At 72.6% G+C, this 21,902-nt stretch carries 18 protein-coding genes; 10 read left to right on the forward strand and 8 right to left on the reverse strand.

The genetic code is table 11. The features are described from left to right. Window positions 1-114 precede the first annotated feature (114 nt). Complete coding sequence (gene meaB, locus JK359_RS28020) at window positions 115-1,071, reverse strand: methylmalonyl Co-A mutase-associated GTPase MeaB (RefSeq protein WP_201841318.1); 957 nt, start codon at window positions 1,069-1,071, stop codon at window positions 115-117. A gap of 69 nt (window positions 1,072-1,140) precedes the next feature. Beyond that, window positions 1,141-2,340: an acetyl-CoA C-acetyltransferase gene (locus tag JK359_RS28025; RefSeq protein ID WP_201841320.1), complete on the reverse strand. Its 1,200-nt coding sequence runs from the start codon at window positions 2,338-2,340 to the stop codon at window positions 1,141-1,143. Window positions 2,341-2,490: 150 nt separating this feature from the next. Here JK359_RS28025 and mce point away from each other — a divergent pair, with 150 nt between their 5' ends. From mce to JK359_RS28060, 7 genes are all read left to right on the forward strand, one after another. Further along, window positions 2,491-2,931, forward strand: coding sequence for a methylmalonyl-CoA epimerase (gene mce, locus JK359_RS28030; RefSeq protein ID WP_201841322.1), 441 nt, complete (start codon window positions 2,491-2,493; stop codon window positions 2,929-2,931). A gap of 205 nt (window positions 2,932-3,136) precedes the next feature. After that, the gene (gene scy / locus JK359_RS28035) at window positions 3,137-7,084 is read left to right on the forward strand and encodes a polarized growth protein Scy (RefSeq protein ID WP_201841324.1); all 3,948 of its coding nucleotides are present in this window, start codon (window positions 3,137-3,139) and stop codon (window positions 7,082-7,084) included. Between the two features lie 182 nt (window positions 7,085-7,266). Next, on the forward strand, window positions 7,267-8,202 hold the full coding sequence (locus JK359_RS28040; protein WP_201841326.1) for a coiled-coil domain-containing protein: 936 nt from the start codon (window positions 7,267-7,269) through the stop codon (window positions 8,200-8,202). Window positions 8,203-8,469: 267 nt separating this feature from the next. Next, a complete protein-coding gene (locus JK359_RS28045) occupies window positions 8,470-9,423 on the forward strand; it encodes an ABC transporter ATP-binding protein (RefSeq protein WP_201841327.1) in 954 nt (317 codons plus the stop codon). Between the two features lie 3 nt (window positions 9,424-9,426). After that, window positions 9,427-10,200, forward strand: coding sequence for an ABC-2 transporter permease (locus JK359_RS28050; protein ID WP_201841329.1), 774 nt, complete (start codon window positions 9,427-9,429; stop codon window positions 10,198-10,200). Between the two features lie 225 nt (window positions 10,201-10,425). Beyond that, window positions 10,426-11,928 carry an ABC transporter ATP-binding protein gene (locus tag JK359_RS28055; protein WP_201841331.1) on the forward strand — a complete coding sequence of 501 codons (1,503 nt, stop codon included), beginning with the start codon at window positions 10,426-10,428 and terminating at the stop codon, window positions 11,926-11,928. After that, the gene (locus tag JK359_RS28060; protein WP_201841333.1) at window positions 11,925-12,809 is read left to right on the forward strand and encodes an ABC transporter permease; all 885 of its coding nucleotides are present in this window, start codon (window positions 11,925-11,927) and stop codon (window positions 12,807-12,809) included. Before JK359_RS28055 ends, JK359_RS28060 begins: the two co-directional genes overlap by 4 nt. 48 nt (window positions 12,810-12,857) lie before the next feature. Here the strand turns inward: JK359_RS28060 and JK359_RS28065 are convergent, their stop codons facing one another. Beyond that, window positions 12,858-13,190: an Rv1322 family protein gene (locus tag JK359_RS28065; RefSeq protein ID WP_201841335.1), complete on the reverse strand. Its 333-nt coding sequence runs from the start codon at window positions 13,188-13,190 to the stop codon at window positions 12,858-12,860. A gap of 221 nt (window positions 13,191-13,411) precedes the next feature. Between JK359_RS28065 and JK359_RS28070 the strand changes: the two genes are divergently transcribed. Beyond that, window positions 13,412-14,440, forward strand: a complete 1,029-nt coding sequence (locus JK359_RS28070; protein WP_201841338.1) for an LLM class flavin-dependent oxidoreductase — start codon at window positions 13,412-13,414, stop codon at window positions 14,438-14,440. A 115-nt stretch (window positions 14,441-14,555) separates the two neighbouring features. On the opposite strand, the gene JK359_RS28075 is transcribed toward JK359_RS28070, so the two are convergent. Further along, the gene (locus JK359_RS28075) at window positions 14,556-14,948 is read right to left on the reverse strand and encodes an SCO5389 family protein (RefSeq protein WP_201841341.1); all 393 of its coding nucleotides are present in this window, start codon (window positions 14,946-14,948) and stop codon (window positions 14,556-14,558) included. 276 nt (window positions 14,949-15,224) lie between these two features. On the opposite strand from JK359_RS28075, the gene nucS reads away from it, so the two are divergent. Then, a complete protein-coding gene (gene nucS, locus JK359_RS28080; RefSeq protein WP_201841345.1) occupies window positions 15,225-15,896 on the forward strand; it encodes an endonuclease NucS in 672 nt (223 codons plus the stop codon). A 42-nt stretch (window positions 15,897-15,938) separates the two neighbouring features. Here nucS and JK359_RS28085 read toward each other — a convergent pair whose 3' ends face one another. The 4 genes from JK359_RS28085 to JK359_RS28100 all read right to left on the reverse strand — a co-directional run bounded on the left by JK359_RS28085 (window position 15,939) and on the right by JK359_RS28100 (window position 21,003). Then, window positions 15,939-18,527: an ATP-binding protein gene (locus JK359_RS28085; protein WP_201841606.1), complete on the reverse strand. Its 2,589-nt coding sequence runs from the start codon at window positions 18,525-18,527 to the stop codon at window positions 15,939-15,941. A gap of 355 nt (window positions 18,528-18,882) precedes the next feature. After that, window positions 18,883-19,206: an STAS domain-containing protein gene (locus JK359_RS28090; RefSeq protein WP_014675024.1), complete on the reverse strand. Its 324-nt coding sequence runs from the start codon at window positions 19,204-19,206 to the stop codon at window positions 18,883-18,885. 158 nt (window positions 19,207-19,364) lie between these two features. Continuing rightward, window positions 19,365-20,213, reverse strand: a complete 849-nt coding sequence (locus JK359_RS28095; RefSeq protein WP_201841348.1) for a 3-hydroxyacyl-CoA dehydrogenase family protein — start codon at window positions 20,211-20,213, stop codon at window positions 19,365-19,367. 148 nt (window positions 20,214-20,361) lie between these two features. Further along, on the reverse strand, window positions 20,362-21,003 hold the full coding sequence (locus JK359_RS28100; protein ID WP_201841351.1) for a TetR/AcrR family transcriptional regulator: 642 nt from the start codon (window positions 21,001-21,003) through the stop codon (window positions 20,362-20,364). An 87-nt stretch (window positions 21,004-21,090) separates the two neighbouring features. On the opposite strand from JK359_RS28100, the gene JK359_RS28105 reads away from it, so the two are divergent. After that, window positions 21,091-21,876, forward strand: a complete 786-nt coding sequence (locus tag JK359_RS28105; protein WP_201841354.1) for an ABC transporter ATP-binding protein — start codon at window positions 21,091-21,093, stop codon at window positions 21,874-21,876. The last annotated feature ends 26 nt before the right edge of the window (window positions 21,877-21,902 follow it).

The following is a 21,902-nucleotide window of genomic DNA, read 5'->3' on the forward strand; positions in this document are numbered from 1 at the left end:
GGACACCGGGGGGCGCGGTGGCCGGTTGCCGGCACCGCGGATCCGGTGTGCTCTACGCCAAGGAGAGGAACATGTCCGTCAAGCTAGCAGAACGCCCGCCCGGCACACCATGGTTCAGCCCTGGGTGACGCCCGCGACCAGTTCGTCCGCCGCCCGGTAGGGGTCGAGTTCACCCGCGACGATCTTCTCGGCGAGGGCGCTGAGGCGGCGGTCACCGTGCAGGTCGCCGATGCGTTCGCGCAGGGCGGTGACGGCGATGGTCTCCACCTCGCGGGCCGCGCGGGCCCTGCGGCGCTCGGCGAGGACGCCGCGCTCCTCCATCCAGGCCCGGTGCTTCTCCAGGGCCTCCACGACCTCGTCGACGCCCTGGGCGCGGGCCGCGACCGTCTTGACGATCGGCGGGCGCCAGTCGCCCGGACCGCGGGCCTCGCCCAGGCCCAGCATGTGGTTCAGCTCGCGGGCCGTGGCGTCGGCGCCGTCCCGGTCGGCCTTGTTGACGACGTAGACGTCGCCGATCTCCAGGATTCCGGCCTTCGCCGCCTGGATGCCGTCGCCCATCCCGGGGGCGAGCAGGACGACCGAGGTGTCGGCCTGCGAGGCGATCTCGACCTCCGACTGGCCGACGCCGACCGTCTCGACCAGGATCACGTCGCAGCCCGCCGCGTCCAGCACGCGGATGGCCTGCGGTGCCGCCCAGGCCAGGCCGCCCAAGTGGCCGCGGGTGGCCATCGAGCGGATGTAGACCCCCGGGTCGGAGGCGTGGTCGGACATGCGGACCCGGTCGCCGAGCAGGGCACCGCCGGAGAACGGGGACGACGGGTCGACGGCCAGGACGCCGACCCGCCTGCCCTGTTTGCGGTACGCGGTGACCAGCGCGGAGGTGGACGTCGACTTGCCGACACCGGGCGAACCGGTCAGGCCCACCACATAGGCGTTGCCGGTCAGCGGGGCCAGCGCCGCCATGACCTCCCTGAGCTGCGGGGACGCCCCCTCCACGAGGGAGATCAGCCGGGCCACGGCCCGCGGCCGGCCTTCCCTGGCCTGGGCCACCAGAGAGGAGACGTCCTGCATCACAGCTCCGTTCAGCTAGAGAAACTCACCGGAACCCGGGTGGGTCCGGGGAACCTCGGAAGGTACCGCTCAGGCCTTCGGTACCCGCACGATCAGCGCGTCACCCTGGCCACCGCCACCGCACAGCGCCGCCGCGCCGACGCCGCCGCCCCGGCGCTTCAGCTCCAGCGCCAGGTGGAGGACGATCCGGGCGCCGGACATGCCGATCGGGTGGCCCAGGGCGATGGCGCCGCCGTTGACGTTCACCTTTTCCGTGGACACGCCGAGGTCCTTCATTGACTGCACGGCGACCGCGCCGAAGGCCTCGTTGATCTCGATGAGGTCGAGGTCGGCGACGTCCAGGCCCTCCTTCTTCAGGGCGTGCCGGATGGCGTTGGAGGGCTGCGAGTGCAGGGAGCTGTCCGGGCCGGCCACGTTGCCGTGGGCGCCGATCTCGGCGAGCCACTCCAGGCCCAGCTCCTCGGCCTTGGCCTTGCTCATCACGACCACGGCCGCCGCACCGTCCGAGATCTGCGAGGAGGTGCCGGCCGTGATCGTGCCCTCCTTGCCGAACGCCGGGCGCAGCTTGGCCAGGGACTCCACGGTGGTGTCGCCGCGGATGCCCTCGTCCTTGCTGAACAGCACCGGGTCGCCCTTGCGCTGCGGGATCTCCACCGGGGTGATCTCGGCCTCGAACAGGCCGTTCTTCTGCGCGGCGGCGGCCCGCTGCTGGGACAGGGCGGCGACCTCGTCCTGCTCGGCGCGGCCGATGCCGAGGCGCGTGTTGTGCTTCTCGGTGGACTCGCCCATCGGGATGTTGTCCCACGGGTCGGTCAGGCCGTCGTGGGCCATGGTGTCCAGCATCTGGATGGCGCCGTACTTGACGCCCTCGCGGGACTTCGGCAGCACGTGCGGGGCGTTGGTCATGGACTCCTGGCCGCCCGCGACGACGATGTCGAACTCACCCGCGCGGATCAGCTGGTCCGCGAGGGCGATCGCGTCGAGGCCGGACAGACACACCTTGTTGACGGTGAGCGCCGGGACGTTCATCGGGATGCCGGCCTTGACCGCCGCCTGGCGGGCCGGGATCTGGCCCGCGCCGGCCGTGAGCACCTGGCCCATGATCACGTACTGCACCTGGTCGCCCCCGATCCCGGCGCGGTCCAGGGCGGCCTTGATCGCGAAGCCGCCGAGGTCGGCTCCGGAGAAGGACTTGAGCGAGCCCAGCAGCCGTCCCATGGGCGTACGGGCGCCCGCGACGATCACAGAGCTGGTCGTTCCAGAAGACATGAGCTGCGATCCCCTTACCGGCCTGCACCAGGCCGAGGAGTGAACGAGGGTTTACTTCGAATGTACTGATGGCACTCCGTGCCGTCATCGGGCCGTAGGTGTGATCGCGCGCACGTTGCGTAACCACCTCCGTAGCGCTGCACTGAGTCCATGCTGACGCGAATCGACCACATCGGGATCGCCTGTCACGACCTCGACGCGACCGTCGAGTTCTATCGGGCCACGTACGGCTTCGAGGTGTTCCACACCGAGGTCAACGAGGAGCAGGGCGTGCGCGAGGCCATGCTCAAGATCAACGAGACCTCGGACGGCGGCGCCTCCTACCTCCAGCTGCTGGAACCCACCCGCGAGGACTCCACCGTCGCCAAGTGGCTCGCGAAGAACGGCGAGGGCGTCCACCACATCGCCTTCGGCACCGCGGACGTGGACGCGGAGGCCGCGGACATCCGGGACAAGGGCGTGCGCGTGCTCTACGAGGAGCCACGGCGCGGCTCCATGGGGTCGCGGATCACCTTCCTGCACCCCAAGGATTGCCATGGTGTCCTCACAGAACTGGTCACTTCGGCCCCTGTTGAGTCGCCCGAGCACTGACCCCCGTACATAAGGGCCGGTAGGGTTGGGGGCGGTCGTCCCTCTTTCGGGGCGGCCGCAAGCCGGGGTCCGGGTTTCGGGGGACGAGCGTCGGGGCAGCAGCCCGTGCTCCGCCGTTGATCTGACACCATTCCCCGGGGGCCCCGTTCGGCGGATGGACGGTGCTCGTTGGAGAAGCTGACCAGGGGACGGATGGGACCGCGCAGTGCGGGGCTACGAGAGCCAGGAGCGAGAGCCGGCGGCTGACGTCGACCACCTCTCTCGGTTCGAGGCCGAGATGAAGCGGCTGAGGACCGAGCGGGAAAAGGCGATCCAGCACGCCGAGGACCTCGGCTACCAGGTCGAGGTGCTGCGCGCCAAGCTGCACGAGGCGCGCCGTACCCTCATGACGCGGCCCGCCTATGACGCGGGTGACATCGGCTATCAGGCCGAACAGTTGCTCCGCAACGCCCAGATGCAGGCCGAGCAGCTGCGCCAGGACGCCGAGCGGGAGCTGAGCCAGGCCCGCGCGCAGACCCAGCGCATCCTGCAGGAGCACGCCGAGCAGGCCGCCCGGCTCCAGGCCGAGCTGCACCAGGAGGCGGTCACCCGGCGCCAGCAGCTCGATCAGGAGCTGGCCGAGCGCAGGGCCACCGTCGAGTCGCACGTCAACGAGAACGTGGCCTGGGCCGAGCAGCTGCGTGCCCGCACCGAGCAGCAGGCCCGCCGGCTGCTGGACGAGTCCCGCGCGGAGACCGAGCAGGCCATGGCCGCCGCCCGCGCGGAGGCCGAGCGGCTGACCCGGGAGGCCCGGGAACGGCTGCAGAGCGACGCCGAGGCCGCCCGTGCGGAGGCCGAGCAGATCCTGCGCCGCGCCCGCACGGACGCCGAGCGGCTGCTGAACGCCGCCTCCACGCAGGCGCAGGAGGCCACCGAGCACGCCGAGCAGCTGCGCACGGCCACCGTCACCGAGTCGGACAGCGCCCGTCGGCAGGCCGCCGAGCTGAGCCGGGCCGCCGAGGAGCGGATGGCCGCGGCCGAGGAGGCGCTGCGCAAGGCGCAGGCCGAGGCCGAGAAGGTGCAGACGGAGGCGAAGGAGGCCGCCGCCAAGGCGCTCGCGAACGCCGAGGCCGCGGGCGAGGCCCGCACCCGCACCGCCAAGGAGCAGGTCGCCCGGCTGGTCGAGGAGGCCACCAAGGAGGCCGAGAGCACCCGGTCCGAGGCCGAGCAGCTGGTCGCCGACGCACGCGCCGAGGCCGAGAAGATCGTCGCCGAGGCCGCCGAGAAGGCCCGCTCGATCACCGCCGAGGAGACGGCCAGCCAGCTGTCGAAGGCGGCCAGGACCGCCGAGGACGTGCTCAACAAGGCGTCCGAGGACGCCCAGAAGACCACCAGGGCCGCCGCCGAGGAGGCCGAGCGGATCCGTACGGAGGCCGAGGCCGAGGCGGACCGGCTGCGGGCCGAGGCGCACGACATCGCCGAGCAGCTCAAGGGCGCGGCGAAGGACGACACCAAGGAGTATCGCGCCAAGACGGTCGAGCTGCAGGAGGAGGCCCGCCGGCTGCGCGGCGAGGCCGAGCAGCTGCGGGCCGACGCGGTCGCCGAGGGCGAGTCGATCCGTGCGGAGGCCCGCCGCGAGGCGGTGGCGCAGATCGAGGAGGCGGCCAAGTCCGCCGAGGAACTGCTGGCGAAGGCCAAGGCGGACGCCGACGAGCTGCGGCAGAAGGCGACCACCGACAGCGAGAAGGTCCGCACCGAGGCCATCGAGCGCGCCACCGGCTTGCGCCGGCAGGCCGAGGAGACCCTGGAGCGCGCCCGCAAGGAGGCCGAGCGGCTGCGCGCGGAGGCCGACGAGCAGGCCGAGGCGGCCAGGGTGGACGCCGAGAAGGCCGCGCGGGAGCTGCGCGAGGAGACCGAGAAGGCCGTCGAGGCGCGCCGTGCCGAGGCCGCCGGGGAACTGACGCGGCTGCAGACGGAGGCGCAGGAGCGGCTGGCGTCGGCCGAGCAGGCGCTGACGGACGCCCGCGAGGAGGCCGAGCGGATCCGCCGGGAGGCCGGTGAGGAGACCGAACGGCTGCGCGGCGAGGCCGCCGAGCGGATCCGTACGCTCCAGCAGCAGGCCGAGGCCGAGGCCGATCGGCTGCGGAACGAGGCCGCGTCCGACGCGTCCGCGTCCCGCGCCGAGGGCGAGGCCATCGCCGTACGGCTGCGCTCCGAGGCCGCCGCCGAGGCCGAACGGCTGAAGGTGGAGGCGCAGGAGACCGCCGACCGGGTGCGTGCGGAGGCGCAGGCCGCCGCCGAACGGCTCGGCACCGAGGCGTCCGAGACGCTGGCCGCCGCGCAGGAGGAGGCCGCCCGGCGCCGCCGCGAGGCCGAGGAACTCCTCGGTGCCGCCCGCGAGGAGGCCGGCCAGGAGCGGCAGCGGGCCCGCGAGCAGAGCGAGGAACTGCTGGCCTCCGCGCGCAAGCGCGTGGAGGAGGCGCAGGCCGAGGCGACCCGGCTGGTCGAGGAGGCCGACCGGCGCGCCACCGAGATGGTCTCCGCCGCCGAGCAGCACGCGCAGCAGGTGCGGGACTCCGTCTCCGGGCTGCACGAGCAGGCGCAGGAGGAGATCGCCGGGCTGCGCTCGGCCGCCGAGCACGCGGCGGACCGCACCAGGCGGGAGGCCGAGGAGGAGGCGGACCGGGTCCGCGCCGACGCCTACGCCGAGCGGGAGCGGGCGAGCGAGGACGCCTCCCGGGTCCGGCGCGAGGCGAACGAGGAGTCGGAGGCCGCCAAGGCGCTGGCCGAGCGCACGATGGCGGAGGCGATCGCCGAGGCCGAGCGGCTGCGCACGGACGCCGGGGAGTACGCCCAGCGGGTGCGCACCGAGGCGTCGGACGCGCTCGCGGAGGCCGACCAGGCCGCGGCCCGTACCCGCGCCGACGCCCGGGAGGACGCCAACCGCATCCGCTCGGACGCGGCGACCCAGGCGGACACCCTCATCACCGAGGCCCGCAGCGAGGCCGAGCGGCTGCAGAACGAGACGGTCGCCGAGGCCGACCGGGTGCGGACCGAGGCGCTCACGGAGGCGGAGCGGCTCCAGACGGAGACGGTCGCCGAGGCCGAGCGGGTGCGGACCGAGGCCCTCGCCGAGGCCGACCGGGTCCGCGCGGAGGCCGTCGCCACCGCCGAGCAGCTCGTCGGTGAGGCCACCGGGGACGCCGAGCGGCTGCGCGCCGAGGCCGCCGAGACGGTCGGTTCCGCCCAGCAGCACGCGGAGCGGCTGCGCGCCGATGCCGAGCGGCTCAGGGCGGAGGCGGAGGCCGAGTCCGAGCGGCTCGTCAACTCCGCGCGCGAGGAGTCGGAGCGGACCCTGGACGAGGCCCGCAAGGACGCCAACAAGCGGCGCTCCGAGGCGGCCGAGCAGGTCGACAAGCTCATCACGGAGACCACGGCGGAGGCCGACAAGCTGCTCACCGAGGCGCAGCAGCAGGCGCTGAAGGCCACCGCGGACGCCGAGTCGCAGGCGGACACGATGGTCGGCGCGGCCCGCAGCGAGGCGGACCGGATCGTCTCCGAGGCGACCATCGAGGGCAACTCGTTGGTGGAGAAGGCCCGGACGGACGCGGACGAGCTGCTGGTCGGTGCCCGCCGGGACGCCACCGCCATAAGGGAGCGCGCGGAGGAGCTGCGCGACCGCATCACCACCGAGATCGAGGAGCTGCACGAGCGGGCCCGGCGGGAGGCCGCCGAGACCATGAAGTCCACCGGTGACCGCTGCGACGCGCTGATCAAGGCCGCCGAGGAGCAGCTGGCGAAGGCCGAGGCGAAGGCCAAGGATCTGGTGTCGGAGGCGAGTTCCGAGGCGGGCAAGGTGCGCATCGCCGCGGTGAAGAAGGCGGAGGGGCTGCTCAAGGAGGCCGAGCAGAAGAAGGCCAGCCTGGTCAAGGAGGCCGAGGAGCTGAAGGCGGAGGCGATCCGCGAGGCCCGGCGCACGGTCGAGGAGGGCAAGCGGGAGCTGGAGGTCCTGGTGCGCAGGCGCGAGGACATCAACGCCGAGATCTCCCGGGTCCAGGATGTCCTGGAGGCGTTGGAATCCTTCGAGGCGCCCACGGGCGGCAAGGACAACGGGGTCAAGGCGGGCGCCACCGTGGGTGCCCCCCGATCGGGTGGTAAGGCGTCAGAGGGCTAGCGGGAAGGGTAGGTTCCGGTGTCTTCTGGGGGCTTTGCCCTGGTCCTTGGCAAGCTGTCCGTCGGTCAGCCACTCGAAAGAGGTGCCATTCCTCAGATCAAAACCGTATCCGCTCGATGACACACCGCTTCGGCCCCTAGGATTCCCCTTATCACCTCACCGGTCTCATTGACAGGAACCCCATGAGCGACACTTCCCCCTACGGCTTCGAGCTTGTGCGGCGTGGGTACGACCGCGCTCAGGTGGACGAACGTATCTCCAAGCTCGTCTCCGACCGTGACAGCGCTCTCTCCCGCATCACCGCCCTGGAGAAGCGCATCGAGGAGCTGCACCTCGAGACGCAGAACGCCCAGGCTCAGATCACGGACGCCGAGCCGTCGTACGCGGGTCTCGGCGCACGCGTCGAGAAGATCCTGCGGCTGGCCGAGGAAGAGGCCAAGGAACTGCGTGAGGAGGCCCGGCGCGCGGCCGAGCAGCACCGCGACCTCGCCGAGTCGGCGGCCCAGCAGGTCCGCAACGACGCCGAGGCGTACGCGGCCGAGCGCAAGTCCAAGGCCGAGGACGAGGGCGTCCGGATCGTCGAGAAGGCCAAGGCCGACGCCTCCCAGCTGCGTGCCGAGGCGCAGAAGGACGCGCAGTCCAAGCGCGAGGAGGCGGACGCCCTCTTCGAGGAGACCCGCGCCAAGGCCGCACAGGCCGCCGCCGATTTCGAGACGAACCTGGCCAAGCGCCGCGAGCAGTCCGAGCGCGACCTGGCCTCGCGTCAGCAGAAGGCCGAGAAGCGCCTCGCCGAGATCGAGCACCGGGCCGAGCAGCTGCGCCTGGAGGCCGAGAAGCTGCGCACCGACGCCGAGCGCCGCGCCCGCCAGACGGTGGAGACCGCCCAGCGCCAGGCCGAGGACATCGTGGCCGACGCCAACGCCAAGGCGGACCGGATCCGTTCGGAATCGGAGCGCGAGCTGGCGGCGCTCACCAACCGCCGCGACAGCATCAACGCCCAGCTGACGAACGTCCGCGAGATGCTCGCCACGCTGACCGGTGCCGCGGTGGCCGCGGCCGGCACGTCGACGGAGGACGAGCCCATCTCCCGGGGCGTTCCGGCGCAGCAGTCCCGGTAGTCGTACGGCACGGTGACCCTTCGGGGGCGGTGGGACCGGGTCCCGCCGCCCCTTGCCGTGCTGCTCCGCGGTGTCCCGTGCGGCGTCCGGTGGCGCCCCCTGCCGCCGCCCGCCATCGCGTGCGCGCTCCGCCGTCCTGCCACGCCACCACCCCCCGGTGTCCCCGTCCCCCGGTGTCCCCGGCGCCGCCCCCGACGATCAAGGCGGCTGGAGCATACCGCGGCCGCTCGAGTGGCAGGCCCCCCGAGCCCGTCTTAGCGTGACCGCATGATCGAGCTGGAGGGGCTGACCAAGCGGTACGGCGAGAAAGTGGCGGTGGACCGCCTCACGTTCGCGGTGCGGCCGGGGATCGTGACGGGCTTCCTCGGGCCCAACGGCGCCGGCAAGTCCACCACCATGCGGATGATCCTCGGACTCGACCACCCCACCGCCGGCGACGTCCGCATCGACGGCACGCACTACCGGCAGCTGAAGGACCCGCTGACGTACATCGGCGCCCTGCTGGACGCCAAGGCCGTGCACGGCGGCCGGAGCGCCTGGAACCACCTCCTGTGCCTCGCGCAGAGCAACGGCGTCCCGGCGAGCCGGGTGGCGGAGGTGCTCGACGTCGTCGGGCTCACCGCCGTGGCGCGCAAGAAGGCCAAGGGGTTCTCGTACGGCATGGGCCAGCGGCTCGGGATCGCCGCCGCGCTGCTCGGCGACCCGCGGATCCTGATGTTCGACGAGCCGGTCAACGGGCTGGACCCGGAGGGCATCCACTGGATCCGGAACCTGATGAAGTCGCTGGCCGCACAGGGGCGGACGGTGTTCGTGTCGAGCCACCTGATGAGCGAGATGGCGCTGACCGCCGATCATCTGGTCGTCATCGGCCAGGGGCGGCTGCTGGCGGACACCTCCATGGCCGACTTCATCCGGACGAACGCGCGGTCGTACGTCCGGGTCCGCACCCCGCAGCGCGAGCGGCTGCTCGACGTGCTGCACGAGGCCGGGATCACCGTCGTGGAGGCGGGCGGCGAGGCGCTGGAGGTGGAAGGCGGCAAGGCCGAGCGGATCGGAGAGCTGGCCGCGCAGTACGGGCTCGTGCTGCACGAGCTGAGCCCACAGCAGGCGTCGCTGGAGGAGGCGTTCATGCAGCTGACGGCCGAATCGGTGGAGTACCACGCGCACGCCGGTCCGGGTCCCGCCCCGCAGGACTGGGGCGCCGGCTGGAAGGGAGCCTGAACCATGGCGGCCGTGCAGGTCATCCGGTCCGAGTGGACGAAGATGCGGTCGGTGGCGTCCACGGTGTGGACGCTGTCCCTGGCCCTGGTGGTCACCGTCGCCCTCGGGATGCTCATCTCCGCGCTGTCGAACAGCCAGTTCGGCAACATGCCCGTGCGGGAGCAGGTGTCCTTCGACCCCACGCTCGTCAGCTTCGCCGGCATGGGCCTCGGCCAGCTCGCCATGATCGTGTTCGGCGTGCTGGTCGTCTCCAACGAGTACAGCACGGGCATGATCCGGGTCTCACTGGCCGCCGTCCCGCAGCGCGGCCTCTTCCTGTTCGGCAAGATCGCGGTCGCCGCCGCGCTGGCGCTGGCCGTCGGCCTGGTGACGAGCTTCGCCGCGTTCTTCCTCGGCCAGGCGGTGCTCGGCCCCCACCGGGCCTCGATCGGCGACCCGGGCGTCCTGCGCGCGGTGTTCGGCGGCGGGCTCTACATGACGCTGATCGCGATGTTCTCCATGGGCGTCGCCGTGATGCTGCGCTCGGCGTTGCTGTCCCTCGGCATCCTGATGCCGTTCTTCTTCCTGATCTCCAACATCCTCGGCAACGTCGACGCCACCAAGAAGGCCGGCCGCTACCTGCCCGACCAGGCCGGCGGCCGGATCATGGAGGTGGTGCCGAGGCTCGGCGACGACACGCCCTACGGCCCCTGGGGCGGCCTCGGCATCATGGTGCTGTGGGTGATCGCCGCCCTGGCGGGCGGGTACGTGCTGCTCAAGCGCCGGGACGCCCAGTGACGCCCTGGAACAACCGCCGGGACGCCGGCCACGTCCTGCTCAAGGCGCCGCGACCCACGGTGACGCCCTGCTCGAGGCGCCGGGACGCCCCGTAGGAGCGGAATCACGCAACGTATTGCCATGGCTTTACTTCCTCTTGGGCGGAACCGTCAGCGCCCGGATATCCTCCTAACCCTTACGGGGGCGTGTGCCCCGCTGTCCTGAACCTTTCGATGGGTGCGGAGCATGATCGAGGCTGTCGGCCTGACCAAGCGCTACGGCGACAAGACCGCCGTGTACAACCTTTCCTTCCAGGTGCGGCCCGGAGCCGTCACCGGCTTCCTCGGGCCCAACGGCTCGGGCAAGTCCACGACGATGCGGATGATCCTGGGCCTGGACAACCCCACGTCCGGGTCGGTCACCATCGGCGGCTACCCGTACCGCAAGCTGCCCAACGCCCCCCGGCAGGTCGGCGCGCTGCTCGACGCCAAGGCCGTGCACGGCGGCCGGGCCGCCCGCAACCACCTGCTCAGCCTGGCCCAGCTGTCGGGCATCCCGGCCCGGCGCGTGGACGAGGTGCTCGGCGTCGTCGGCCTCCAGGACGTGGCCAGAAAGCGCTCCAAGGGCTTCTCGCTCGGCATGGGCCAGCGGCTCGGCATCGCCGCCGCGCTGCTCGGCGACCCGCAGGTGCTGCTCTTCGACGAGCCGGTCAACGGCCTCGACCCCGAGGGCATCCTCTGGGTCCGCAATCTCATGAAGGCGCTCGCCGCCGAGGGCCGTACGGTCTTCGTCTCCTCGCACCTGATGAGCGAGATGGCCCTGACCGCCGACCACCTCATCGTCATCGGGCGCGGCCAGCTGCTCGCCGACATGAGCATCAAGGACTTCATCTCGGCCAACTCGGCCGACTTCGCGCGGGTGCGCACCCCGGACACCGAGCCGCAGCTGCGCGAGAAGCTGTCCTCCGCGCTCACCGAGGCCGGCGGGCACGTACTGCCCGAGCAGGACGGCGCGCTGCGCATCACCGGGCTGGCGCTGCCCCGCATCAGCGACCTGGCGCACGAGGCGGGGGTCCGCCTCTGGGAGCTGTCCCCGCACCAGGCCTCGCTGGAAGAGGCGTACATGCGGATGACGCAGGGCGCCGTGGACTACCGCTCCACCGTCGACCAGAGGGCGGGCCTCCAGCAGCCGCTGCCGCCCGGCGTCCAGCCCCCCGTGCCGGTGCCCGGTCAGGGCCAGCCCGGCTGGTACGCCCCGCCGCCGCCCCAGCAGGGCGGGCAGCCCTTCGCGATGCCGGCGCCCGCGGCGGGACCGTACGGCGCTGCCCCGGCGGGCGGTCACGCCGCTCCGGCGCCGGGCACGGCCAACCCCTACGCCCACCCGGGCGCCCCGGCCCAGCCGGCCGCGCAGCCCCACCCGGGCGCCCCCGCCCAGCCGGCCGCGCCGGCCCCGCAGGCGCAGCAGCCCGCGCAGGCTCCGGCGGCCGGCCAGGCCCCGCAGGACCAGCCGCCGGCCCTCGTCAAGACCGCCCCGGCGGCTCCGGCGGCCCCCGCGACGGCACCCGCAGCCCCGGCCGCCCCGGCACCCGCAGCCCCGGCCGCCCCGGCGCCCGCAGCCGCTCCGGCCGCCCGGCCCGCGCAGCAGCAGGCGCCCGCGGCGGCTCCCCCGGCCCCCGCCGAGCCGGCTCCCGCCTCCGCCGCCTCCTCCCCCGCCTCCGACGACCCGACCCAGCCCGAGGACGCCCGATGAGCACGCACCAGCCCCCGATGCCGCAGGCCCCGGCACCCGCGCCCGACTGGCAGGCGGCGCCCGGCGGCCCGTACCCCGGCTACACGTCGCCCATCCCGGTCGTGCGCACCCACCTCGGGCACGCGCTGGCCTCCGAGTGGACGAAGATCAAGTCGGTGCGCTCCACGATGTGGACGCTCGGCGTGTTCGTCCTGCTCGTCGTCGGCATCGGCCTGCTCTCCGGCGCGCTGGTCGAGGCCAACTCCGACTCCGAGAGCCTGTCGGGCGAGAACCCGCTGTCCTTCGGTTTCTTCGGTCTGCTCCTCGGCAGCATCTGCATCATCACGCTCGGCGTGCTGACCACGGCCTCCGAGTACGGCACGGGCATGATCCGTACGACGATGACCGCGTGCCCCAGCCGGGCGCGGGTGCTCGCCGCCAAGTCGATCGTGTTCTTCACTGTCGCCTTCGTCTTCGCCCTGGCGACCTCGGGTCTCGTGGCCATGGTCCACGCGTCGATGCTGGAGAGCACCGGCGCCCGGACGCCCACCGGAAGCGAGTGGTTCAAGGCCACCGTCGGCATCAGCCTCTACATCGCGCTGCTCGGACTGCTCTCGCTGCTCATCGGCTCGGTCATCCGGCACTCCGCGGGCGCCATCACCATCATGATCGGCGTACTGCTGGCGCCGCTGGTGCTCGCGCTGTTCATGTTCACCGAGTCGCTGAGCGCGGTGCGCGACGCGCTGCTCGAGTACTCCATCCCCAACCAGATGAGCGTCTTCTACTCCAACTCCCTCAGCGAGTCCGGCCCCTCGGGCTGGGACCCCCTGTGGATCATGCTCGGTGTGACCGCCGCGGTGTTCGCGGGCGCTTACGCGCTGCTGCAGAGCCGGGACGTGTAAGGCTCCGGCCGCACTCATCCCTCCCCGCCGGTGTCCGCACCGGCGGGCTCAGAACCTCGGTGCGTTACGGGACCGCTGCACCCGCGTGGTGCGGCGGTCCTTCGCGTTCCAGCAGGCCTTGTGCCAGTGCCGGCGGTCGTCGACGCCCGCGTGCTCCGGCCAGGCCACCACGTGCGGGACCCCGGAGGGGATCAGCTGGTCGCAGCCCGGGCAGCGGTACGTCTTGCCCTCGGCGCTCGCCCCGGCGACATGGCGCACGCTCCAGTCCTCGCCCTGCCAGGTCTCGGTGGACTGCCAGCCGCCGTACCGGCCGGCGCGATCGTCCTCGGCGCTCCGGCCCGTCGATCCGGCTGCCTTCGGTCGGTTGTGACGCGGGGACACGGGACACCTCTCGGGCTGTACAGGAAGCACGGGCTGCATCCAGCCTACGCGTCGCCGAGCGGGGTACGCGTACGGAACCAACCCGCACAAGTCCCCCTCCAGGGCGACCCATTCTGCAGACAATCCGCAAATCTCTCCGCCAGGCCGTGTCCTGGGCACGTGTCAGACGGTTATGCCGGTTGGGGGAGCTCCCGGGTCGGAGCCAAGGAAGCAGGAATGTGATGTACGTAGGTAGTTTTGTGCTGGCCGCCCAGTTCCCGGGCCAGGGCCACGGGGAGGCCCTGCACCGGGCCGTCCGCTCGGCCGAGGTCGCCGAGCAGGCCGGGCTGGACGCGGTGTGGCTGGCCGAGCACCACTTCGTGCCCTACGGCACGTGCCCGTCAGCGGCCACGCTGGCCGCACTGCTGCTCGGCCGCACCGAGCGCATCCGGGTCGGCACTGCGGTCAGCGTACTGCCCACCGCGCACCCGGTCGCCCTCGGCGAGCAGGCCGCGCTGCTGCACCTGACGAGCGGCGGGCGGTTCACACTGGGCGTCGGGCGCGGCGGGCCCTGGGTGGATCTGGAGGTGTTCGGCCGAGGCCTGGAGGCGTACGAACACGGGTTCCCGGAGTCGCTCGATCTGCTGCTGCGCTGGCTGCGCGAACCGTCGGTCGCGGCCTCCGGGGAGCGGTACTCCTTCCGCGAGGTGCCCGTCGTGCCCCGCCCGTCGGAGGCCCTGACGGACACCCCCGGCCCAGAGGTCGTCCTCGCCTGCACCTCACCGGCGAGCGTTCGGCTGGCTGCCGAGCGCGGGCTGCCGATGCTGCTCGGCATGCACATCGGGGACGAGGAGAAGGCGGAGATGGTCGCCCTGTGGCGCCGCTGCGCCCGCGCGGCGGGACGGCCGGCCGAGGAGATTGCGGGCGCCGGCCATGTCTCGGCCGGTGTCTGCCAGCTCGCAGACCGGCGCACGGACGCGGTGGAGACGCTGATGAAGGCGATGCCGGGCTGGCTCAGGCAAGGCCTCGACGCTCATGTGACGGTGGACGGGCGGGCCCGGTCGATGCGCGACCCGCACGCCTACACGGAGCTGCTCTGCGGACTGCACCCGGTGGGCACCCCGCGGCTCGCCGCCGACCGGCTCGCGGCCACCTCGGAGCGCACGGGCATCTCCCGCTTCGCCCTCCTGACGGAGGGCTCGGGCGACCTCGCGGCGACGGAGGAGAACCTGCGGCGCCTGGGCGCCGAGGTGCTGCCCCAGCTGCGCTGACCCGCCCCGGCCTCGCGAGTCGCTCGGGGGCTTGCCGCCCCGGTACTGGATGCACCTCCCGCAGGTGGAGCGGCAAGCAGGCGGCTCACTGCCCCGGCCCGGCCGGAGCCTCGCCTCAGCAGTCCCGAAGCTCCGGCGACTGGTTCAGCAGCTGAGCACGCACCGAAGTGAAGCGGGCCAGCCTCTCGTCCGCCGAGGCGTCCAGTGGGAACACCGCCACGCGGTGGCAGTTCTGGAAGGCCAGCCGCACACCGAAGTGCCGCTGCAGCGCGCCGCGTATCGCGTCACTCGCGAGCGCACGCAGCAGCTGTCCGCGTGCCTGCTCGTCCGGCGGGGGCGTCTGGTTGTCGGCGAACGGGCCGCCGTCGACCTTCAGCTGGGCCACCAGGGAGCTGATCATCTCCCATGCGTAGGGCAGGGAGGTCCGGACGCAGTCGACGAATGCTGCTTCGTCGACCTCGCCTCGCTCGGCCTGTTCGAGTAGGGCCGGTGAGACGTCGAGCGACATGGGTTCTCCTCTCGCACCCCCAGCGAGCAGGGGTTGCCGGACAGATGAGGGAGTTCGCGATTTCGAACACGCTGAGTACATGAGCCGCAACCTCCCGTTCTCTACGGTAGGCAACGGTCGGTGACCACACCAGCAGATTGCGTATATGGAACGGTCCGCTCATGCTCACTATCGGCCAGGGATGAACAAGAGTTTCCAGGGACAATTGGTGCGATTCACAGGCAGCGGGATGGGCGGATCGCGTGCACGGGCGCGCGTCGAGTAGCGTTGCCGACCATGCGTCTCGTCATTGCCCGGTGCTCGGTCGACTACGCCGGCCGGCTCACCGCCCACCTGCCCTCGGCGCCCCGACTGATCCTGGTCAAGGCGGACGGCAGCGTCTCCATCCACGCCGACGACCGGGCCTACAAGCCGCTCAACTGGATGTCGCCGCCCTGCACGCTGAAGGAGGGCGCCGGCGAGGACGAGGGCGTGTGGACCGTCGTCAACAGGGCGGGCGAGAAACTGATCATCACGATGGAGGAGATCCTCCACGATTCCTCGCACGAACTCGGTGTGGATCCGGGCCTGATCAAGGACGGCGTGGAAGCGCACCTCCAGGAACTGCTCGCCGACCGCATCGAGACGCTGGGCGAGGGCTACACCCTCATCCGCCGCGAGTACATGACCGCGATCGGCCCGGTGGACATCCTGTGCCGGGACTCCGCGGGCCAGACGGTCGCGGTGGAGATCAAGCGCCGCGGTGAGATCGACGGCGTGGAACAACTCACTCGCTACCTCGAGCTGTTGAACCGCGACCCGCACCTGGCCCCGGTCCGCGGCATCTTCGCCGCCCAGGAGATCAAGCCCCAGGCCCGCGTCCTCGCCACCGACCGCGGCATCAACTGCCAGATCCTGGACTACGACGCCATGCGGGGCATCGAGGACGACAAGCTCAGGCTCTTCTGACCCACCACCGCCACCTGCGCCGGCCCACCTCTCCCGGGCGGGTCACATCAGGGGCGCGGTCGACCCCGGCGCGCTCTGCGGCGCCGAGGCGCTGCTCGACGTGCCGCCGGCGGAGCCGGTCGTGCCGGCGGAGCCGGTCGTGCCGGCGTCCGTGCCGCCCGTCGTCGTTCCGCCGGTGGTCGTGCCGCCGGTGGTGTCGCCCGTCGTGCCACCCGTGGTGCCGTCCGTGGAACCGCCCGTCGTGCCGCCGGTCGAGCCGCCGGAGCCGGTGCCGCCGGTCGTCGTGCCGCCCGTGGTGCCGCCCGTCGTACCGCCGGTGCCGGTGCCTCCGGTGGAGCCGCCCGTCGTACCGCCGCCGGTGGAGCCGCCCGTGGAACCGCCGGTCGAGCCGCCGCCGGAGGTTCCCGAAGAACCCGACGGCTTGGGCGTCTTGGACGGGGAGTGCGAGGGCGTGCCGGAGCCGGACGGCTGGGCGCTCTCGGAGGGGTGACCCGTGTTCGCCGGCGGTGCCGGGTCGTCCGCCGTGCCGTACGTGCCGTCCGGCCCCGGTGACGTCGGCCGGCCGGTGACCGTGCCGGTGCCGCCGTCCCCGTCGCCCTGCGTCGGGTCCGCGCCCAGGCCCCCGCCGTCGATCCCCTGGCCGGCGGTCGGGTTGACGTCGACCTTGCCGGCCGGGTCCCGGTCGCCGTCCGGGTCGGACGTCATGCCGAGCGCGACGACCGTGCCGAGCACGGCGGCGAGCAGCGCCCCGGCCCCGGCCGCCACCATGTTGCGGCGGGCCAGGCGCCGGAAGCCGCCCTCCTGGGCCGCGGGGCGCGGCAGCTGCTGGGTGACCAGGGTGTCGGCCGCAGCGCCGTACGGCGGCGTCGGCACCTCGTGCCGGGTCTCGGGCCGCTCCTCCCCGGCGGGCGGCAGCGCCGGCAGACCCGGTGTCTCGCCGGCCCGGTCGGCGAGCAGGGCCAGGGCCCGGCGGCCGGCGACCGTCCCCCGCTTGTCGGCGAGGGCGGCCCGCAGCCCGCTCGACGCCTCCAGTTCGGCGCGGGCCCGGTCGAAGTGACCGCCGCAGAGCGCGAGGATGCCCAGCTCGTGGTGGAAATAGGCTTGTTCGGGCACCTCGCCGGCCAGCCGGGTGGCCTCCGCACCGGAGCGCAGGGCCCGTTCCCAGGCGTTCCACTGGAGTCCGGCGGCGAAGGCGGGCGCGGCGGTGCGGGCGAGCCGTACGGCCGTGCTCTCCTCGTCCTCGGCGGCCGGGGTGGTCTGCGGTACGGCGGCGGAGAGCGCGGCCAGCAGCGCGTCGGCCTCGGCGCACACCCGTTCCGGGGTGACCGAGGGGTGGCCGGCCCACCAGGCGTAGTGCTGGGCGGCGGTGAGGGCCCGGTCGGAGGCGTCTTCGGCGTACCCGGCGGCCTCCAGCTGGGCCTGCACGCCCGCCGCGAGGCGGTAGCGGGAGCCCACGGGCGAGACCAGTCCGCAGCCGGCCAGCTCGCCGAGGGCGGCGTCGGCGTGGGTGTCGCCGACCAGGGCGGGCAGATGGGCCTGGTGGGGTATCTCGCCGCCGAGGGCGACCGCGAAGCGGAGGGCGGCCCGGGCGGAGGCGCTGAGCCGGGAGGCGAGCAGCGGGGCGGGGGCCGCGGCCTCGCCGAGGGAGGGCAGCGGGAGGTCCTGCTCCAGGTCGACGGGCATGTCCTCCGGGTGGCGTACGTCCTCGAAGACGCCGTACTCGTCCACCGCGCCGGTGCTGGCCCGCAGCTCGTCCCGCTGCCGGAGCAGGGCCCCGGCCTGGACGAACCGCAACGGCAGCCCCTCGGACTCGAACCAGAGGTCGCCGGCCCAGTTGGCCTCGTCCTCGGTCAGTACCCGGCCGACGGTCCGCTCCAGGATCTCCACGCCGGCGGCGCGGTCGAGGCCGGCCAGGAAGACCTCCTCCACCTGCGACTCGGCGGAGGGCGCGGGCACGTCGGGGGTGGCGCCGAAGAGGAACGCGCACTCGGGGGTGGCGTCGAGGAGTTCGTCGAGGGGGCCGCCCCCGAACCCGAGGTCGTCCAGGACGACGACGGCACCGATCTCGCGGACGCCGGCGAGCAGTTCGTCCGGGCCGGGGCGGTGGCGGGGGGCGTCGTGGACGGCGTGGAACAGGTCGTGCAGCACGTCGGCGGCCGTGCGGTGGAGGCCGTTCAGGCGCACCACTCCGTCGGGGGCCAGATCCAGGCAGTCCTCGGCGACCAGGTCGAGCAGGGCGGTGCGGCCGGAGCCGGCCGGGCCGGTGAGGCGGACGGAACGGCCGCGGGCGAGGAGACGGACCAGGCGTTCGCGTTCGTCCTGGCGTTCCAGCAGGGAGACCGGGGGCTGGGCGGGGCCGGGCGGTACCGGCGGCCGGACGGCACGTTCCCGTTCGGCGCGCTCGTCGGCGGTGCGCTTGCGGGGTTCGCCGGGGCGGTCGGCGGGCGGGCAGGGTTCTATCTCGCTGCCGTCGACCGGGTTGACGGTCAGCTGGAGGTCACCCGTGACGAGCTGGACGATCCGGGCGGGCGTGGGCGCGCCCGGGGCGAAGTCGGCGGTGAGGGATTCCCGGGGCGGGCGGCGGCTGTGCGCCGGTTCCTGCTCCTCGGGTCCCGGGTTGATCGGGTCCATTGGGTTCATGCCCCTCAAAAGCGTCGTGTGCCCGCGATTCCGGCCCTCCCGGCCTTGTCGCACACCGCGCTGTCGCTTCTGGTCCGGGCCCGCTCGGTCGAGGGTCGCGAGGGAGCGGGCGACCGAACACTAAACCTTCGCCGGCTGATTCCGACAGGGTGGGGTGCCGTGCGGTCCGAGTCGTCACGGTCCGTCGAGGATCGCCTCCGGCGGGTGGTTCGGCGGCTGCGCCCGGATCTGCCCCCTCACCCGGTTCAACCTGTTCGCGCTACACCCCGTACGCCCTCACACGTGTACGCGCCTGACCCTCATCCGCACCTCACACGTCTGCGCGGGCCTCTCCCCCGTTCGCGCCTCACACGCGGGGCAGTGACTCCACTCCGATGCCGCCCTCGATGGCGAGGATGCGGTGCAGCCGGGTGGCCACCAGCAGCCGCTGCATCTGCGGTGGTACGCCCCGCAGTACGAGTCGGCGCCCGCAGCGGCCGGCCCGCCGGTGGGCGCCCATGATCACCCCGAGTCCGGTGGCGTCCCAGGAGTCCAGTTCGGACAGGTCGAGCACCAGGTCGCCGACTCCGGTGTCGACGGCCGAGTGCAGAGCCGTACGGGCGTCCGCCGCGCTGCGGACGTCGAGGCGGCCCCCGACGACCAGCTCGGCGTGGTCGCCCCTGATGTGCATGATCGCTCCCCGTTGAGTGCGGTTGGCGTACTCCGTGACGGTGCTGTGCAACGTCTGACTGTGCGAGTGGCGGTGCGGTTGCTGCTTGTAAGCGAACCGATACCGAATTCACCCCCGGGAGTGACGCTCCCGGGGCTGTCGTGCGCGGGCGGGTTGACTCAGTACGTGTAGAAGCCCTGCCCGCTCTTGCGACCGATGTCACCGGCGTCCACCATCCGGCGCATCAGCTCCGGCGGGGCGAACTTCTCGTCCTGGCACTCGGTGTAGATGTTGCCGGTGGCGTGCAGCAGGATGTCCACGCCGGTGAGGTCGGCGGTGGCGAGCGGGCCCATGGCGTGGCCGAAGCCCAGCTTGCAGGCGAGGTCGATGTCCTCGGCGGTGGCGACGCCGGACTCGTAGAGCTTGGTCGCCTCGACCACGAGGGCGGAGATGAGCCGGGTGGTGACGAAGCCGGCCACGTCCCGGTTGACGACGATGCAGGTCTTGCCGACGGACTCGGCGAACTCCCGTGCGGTGGCCAGGGTTTCGTCGCTGGTCTTGTAGCCGCGGACCAGCTCGACGAGCTGCATCATCGGCACCGGCGAGAAGAAGTGCACGCCGACGACCCGCTCAGGGTGCTCGGTGGCCGCCGCGATCTTGGTGATCGGGATGGCGGAGGTGTTGGAGGCGAGCACGGCGTCCTCGCGGACGATCTTGTCGAGCGCGCGGAAGATCTCGTGCTTGACCTCGAGCTTCTCGAAGACGGCCTCCACCACGACGTCCGCCTCGGCGGCGGCGTCCAGGTCGGTGGTGGGGGTGATGCGCGCGAGGGCCGCCTCGGCGTCCTCGGCGGCCAGCTTGCCCTTGCCGACGAACTTGTCGTAGGAGGCCTCGATGCCGTCGGTGCCGCGCTTCAGTGCCTCGTCGGTGACGTCCCGCAGGACGACGTCCCAGCCCGCCTGCGCGGCGACCTGAGCGATGCCGGAACCCATGAGACCGGCCCCGATGACGGCGAGCTTCCGTGCCACTCCGACTCCCTATGAACGTGGTGAAGGTCTGCCTCTCCTCGGCGGACCATAGCGCTCGCGCGACGACTTGAGGACGGTAAGTAATGCGTGTCACTGTCTCAGGGGGTGAGACCCCGGTCACGTCTCATTTGACGGACTTGGTACCCGCTCAGTCCCCCTGCCGGACGGCGTAGTTGAGCACCTTCTCGCTCAACAGGTCCTCGACGCCGTCCAGGAGGACAAGTACCTCTCGTGACACTTCGGCCGGTTTGCGCCCGTCGAGCATCCGGCGGCCGATGGCGACGAAAACGGTCTGGTGGATCCAGCAGATCTGACCCGCCATCAGATCGGGCAGCGGGTCGGCGTCGGCGGCGCCGGTCTCGTCGCGCAGGGCCGCCTCCAGGCTGTCGTGGATCTCCTGCTGCAGGCTCCACAGGCGGGAGCGCAGCGGCGGGGCCTCGTGGATGACGCGCATGAAGCGGTCGTAGCCCTCCATCAGGCCGACGCGGGGCGAGACGGCCTCGACCTCCTCGCGCAGTTCCCGCAGTACGGCCCGGGCGGCGGACTCGCCCGCGTCCCGGCCGCGCACCCAGCGGGCGAGCCGGTCGACGACCCCGGCGGAGCGGTCGAAGAAGAGGTCCTCCTTGGCCGGGAAGTAGTTGTAGACGGTGTTCACGGAGACGTCGGCGGCCTCCGCCACGTCCGCCATGGTCACCGCCATGAAGCCGCGTTCCAGGAACAGTCCCGTGGCGATGTCCGAGATGCGCTGCCTGGTCTCGCGCTTCTTCCGCTCCCTGAGCCCCTCTGCCATGCGGCCATCGTAGGCCGCCCGCAAAAATGGGACCTCACAAAACTTGGAGGCATTGCAAAATTTGAGGGACTCTGTTTTTCTGGGCGCATGCCAGCAGTCATCAGTACGGCGGGCCTCGCCCGCACCTTCCGGACGAAGAACGGCCCCGTCGACGCCGTCCGCTGCGTCGACCTCACCGTCCAGGCGAGCGAGATCCTCGGCTTTCTCGGACCCAACGGCGCGGGCAAGACCACCACCCTGCGCATGCTCACCACCCTGCTGAGGCCGACCGGCGGCGCGGCCACCGTCGCCGGGTGCGACCTGGCGACGGATCCGGCCGGGGTGCGCCGCGCCAGCGGCTACGTCGCACAGTCCGGCGGGGTCGACCCGCAGATCACCGTCATGGAGGAACTGGTCACCCAGGGCCGGATGTACCGGCTGCCGAAGGCGCGGGCGGTCGCCCGCGCCGAGGAACTGGCCGCGGACCTGGATCTCACCGGCTTCCTCGGCCGGAAGACCGGCGCGCTCTCCGGCGGCCAGCGACGGCGCCTGGACATCGCGATGGCGCTCACCCACCGCCCGGAGGTGCTGTTCCTGGACGAGCCGACGACCGGCCTCGACCCCGGCAGCCGTGCCGACCTGTGGGCGCTGGTCCGGCGGCTGCGCGACGAGCACGGCACGACCGTCTTCCTGACCACCCACTACCTGGACGAGGCGGACGCCCTCGCCGACCGGCTGGTGATCGTGGACGCCGGCACGGTCGCCGCGGAGGGCACCCCGGGCGCACTCAAACTGCGCTACGGCGGCTCGCTCGACGCCACGCTCCAGGACACCTTCCTCGCCGTCACCGGCCGCCGCCCCGCCCCGGCCGACTCCGCCCCCGTGGCCGTCTAGGCCGTACCGGACGTACAGGAACCCCG

Source organism: Streptomyces actinomycinicus, from assembly GCF_016741775.1.
Classification (GTDB): domain Bacteria; phylum Actinomycetota; class Actinomycetes; order Streptomycetales; family Streptomycetaceae; genus Streptomyces; species Streptomyces actinomycinicus.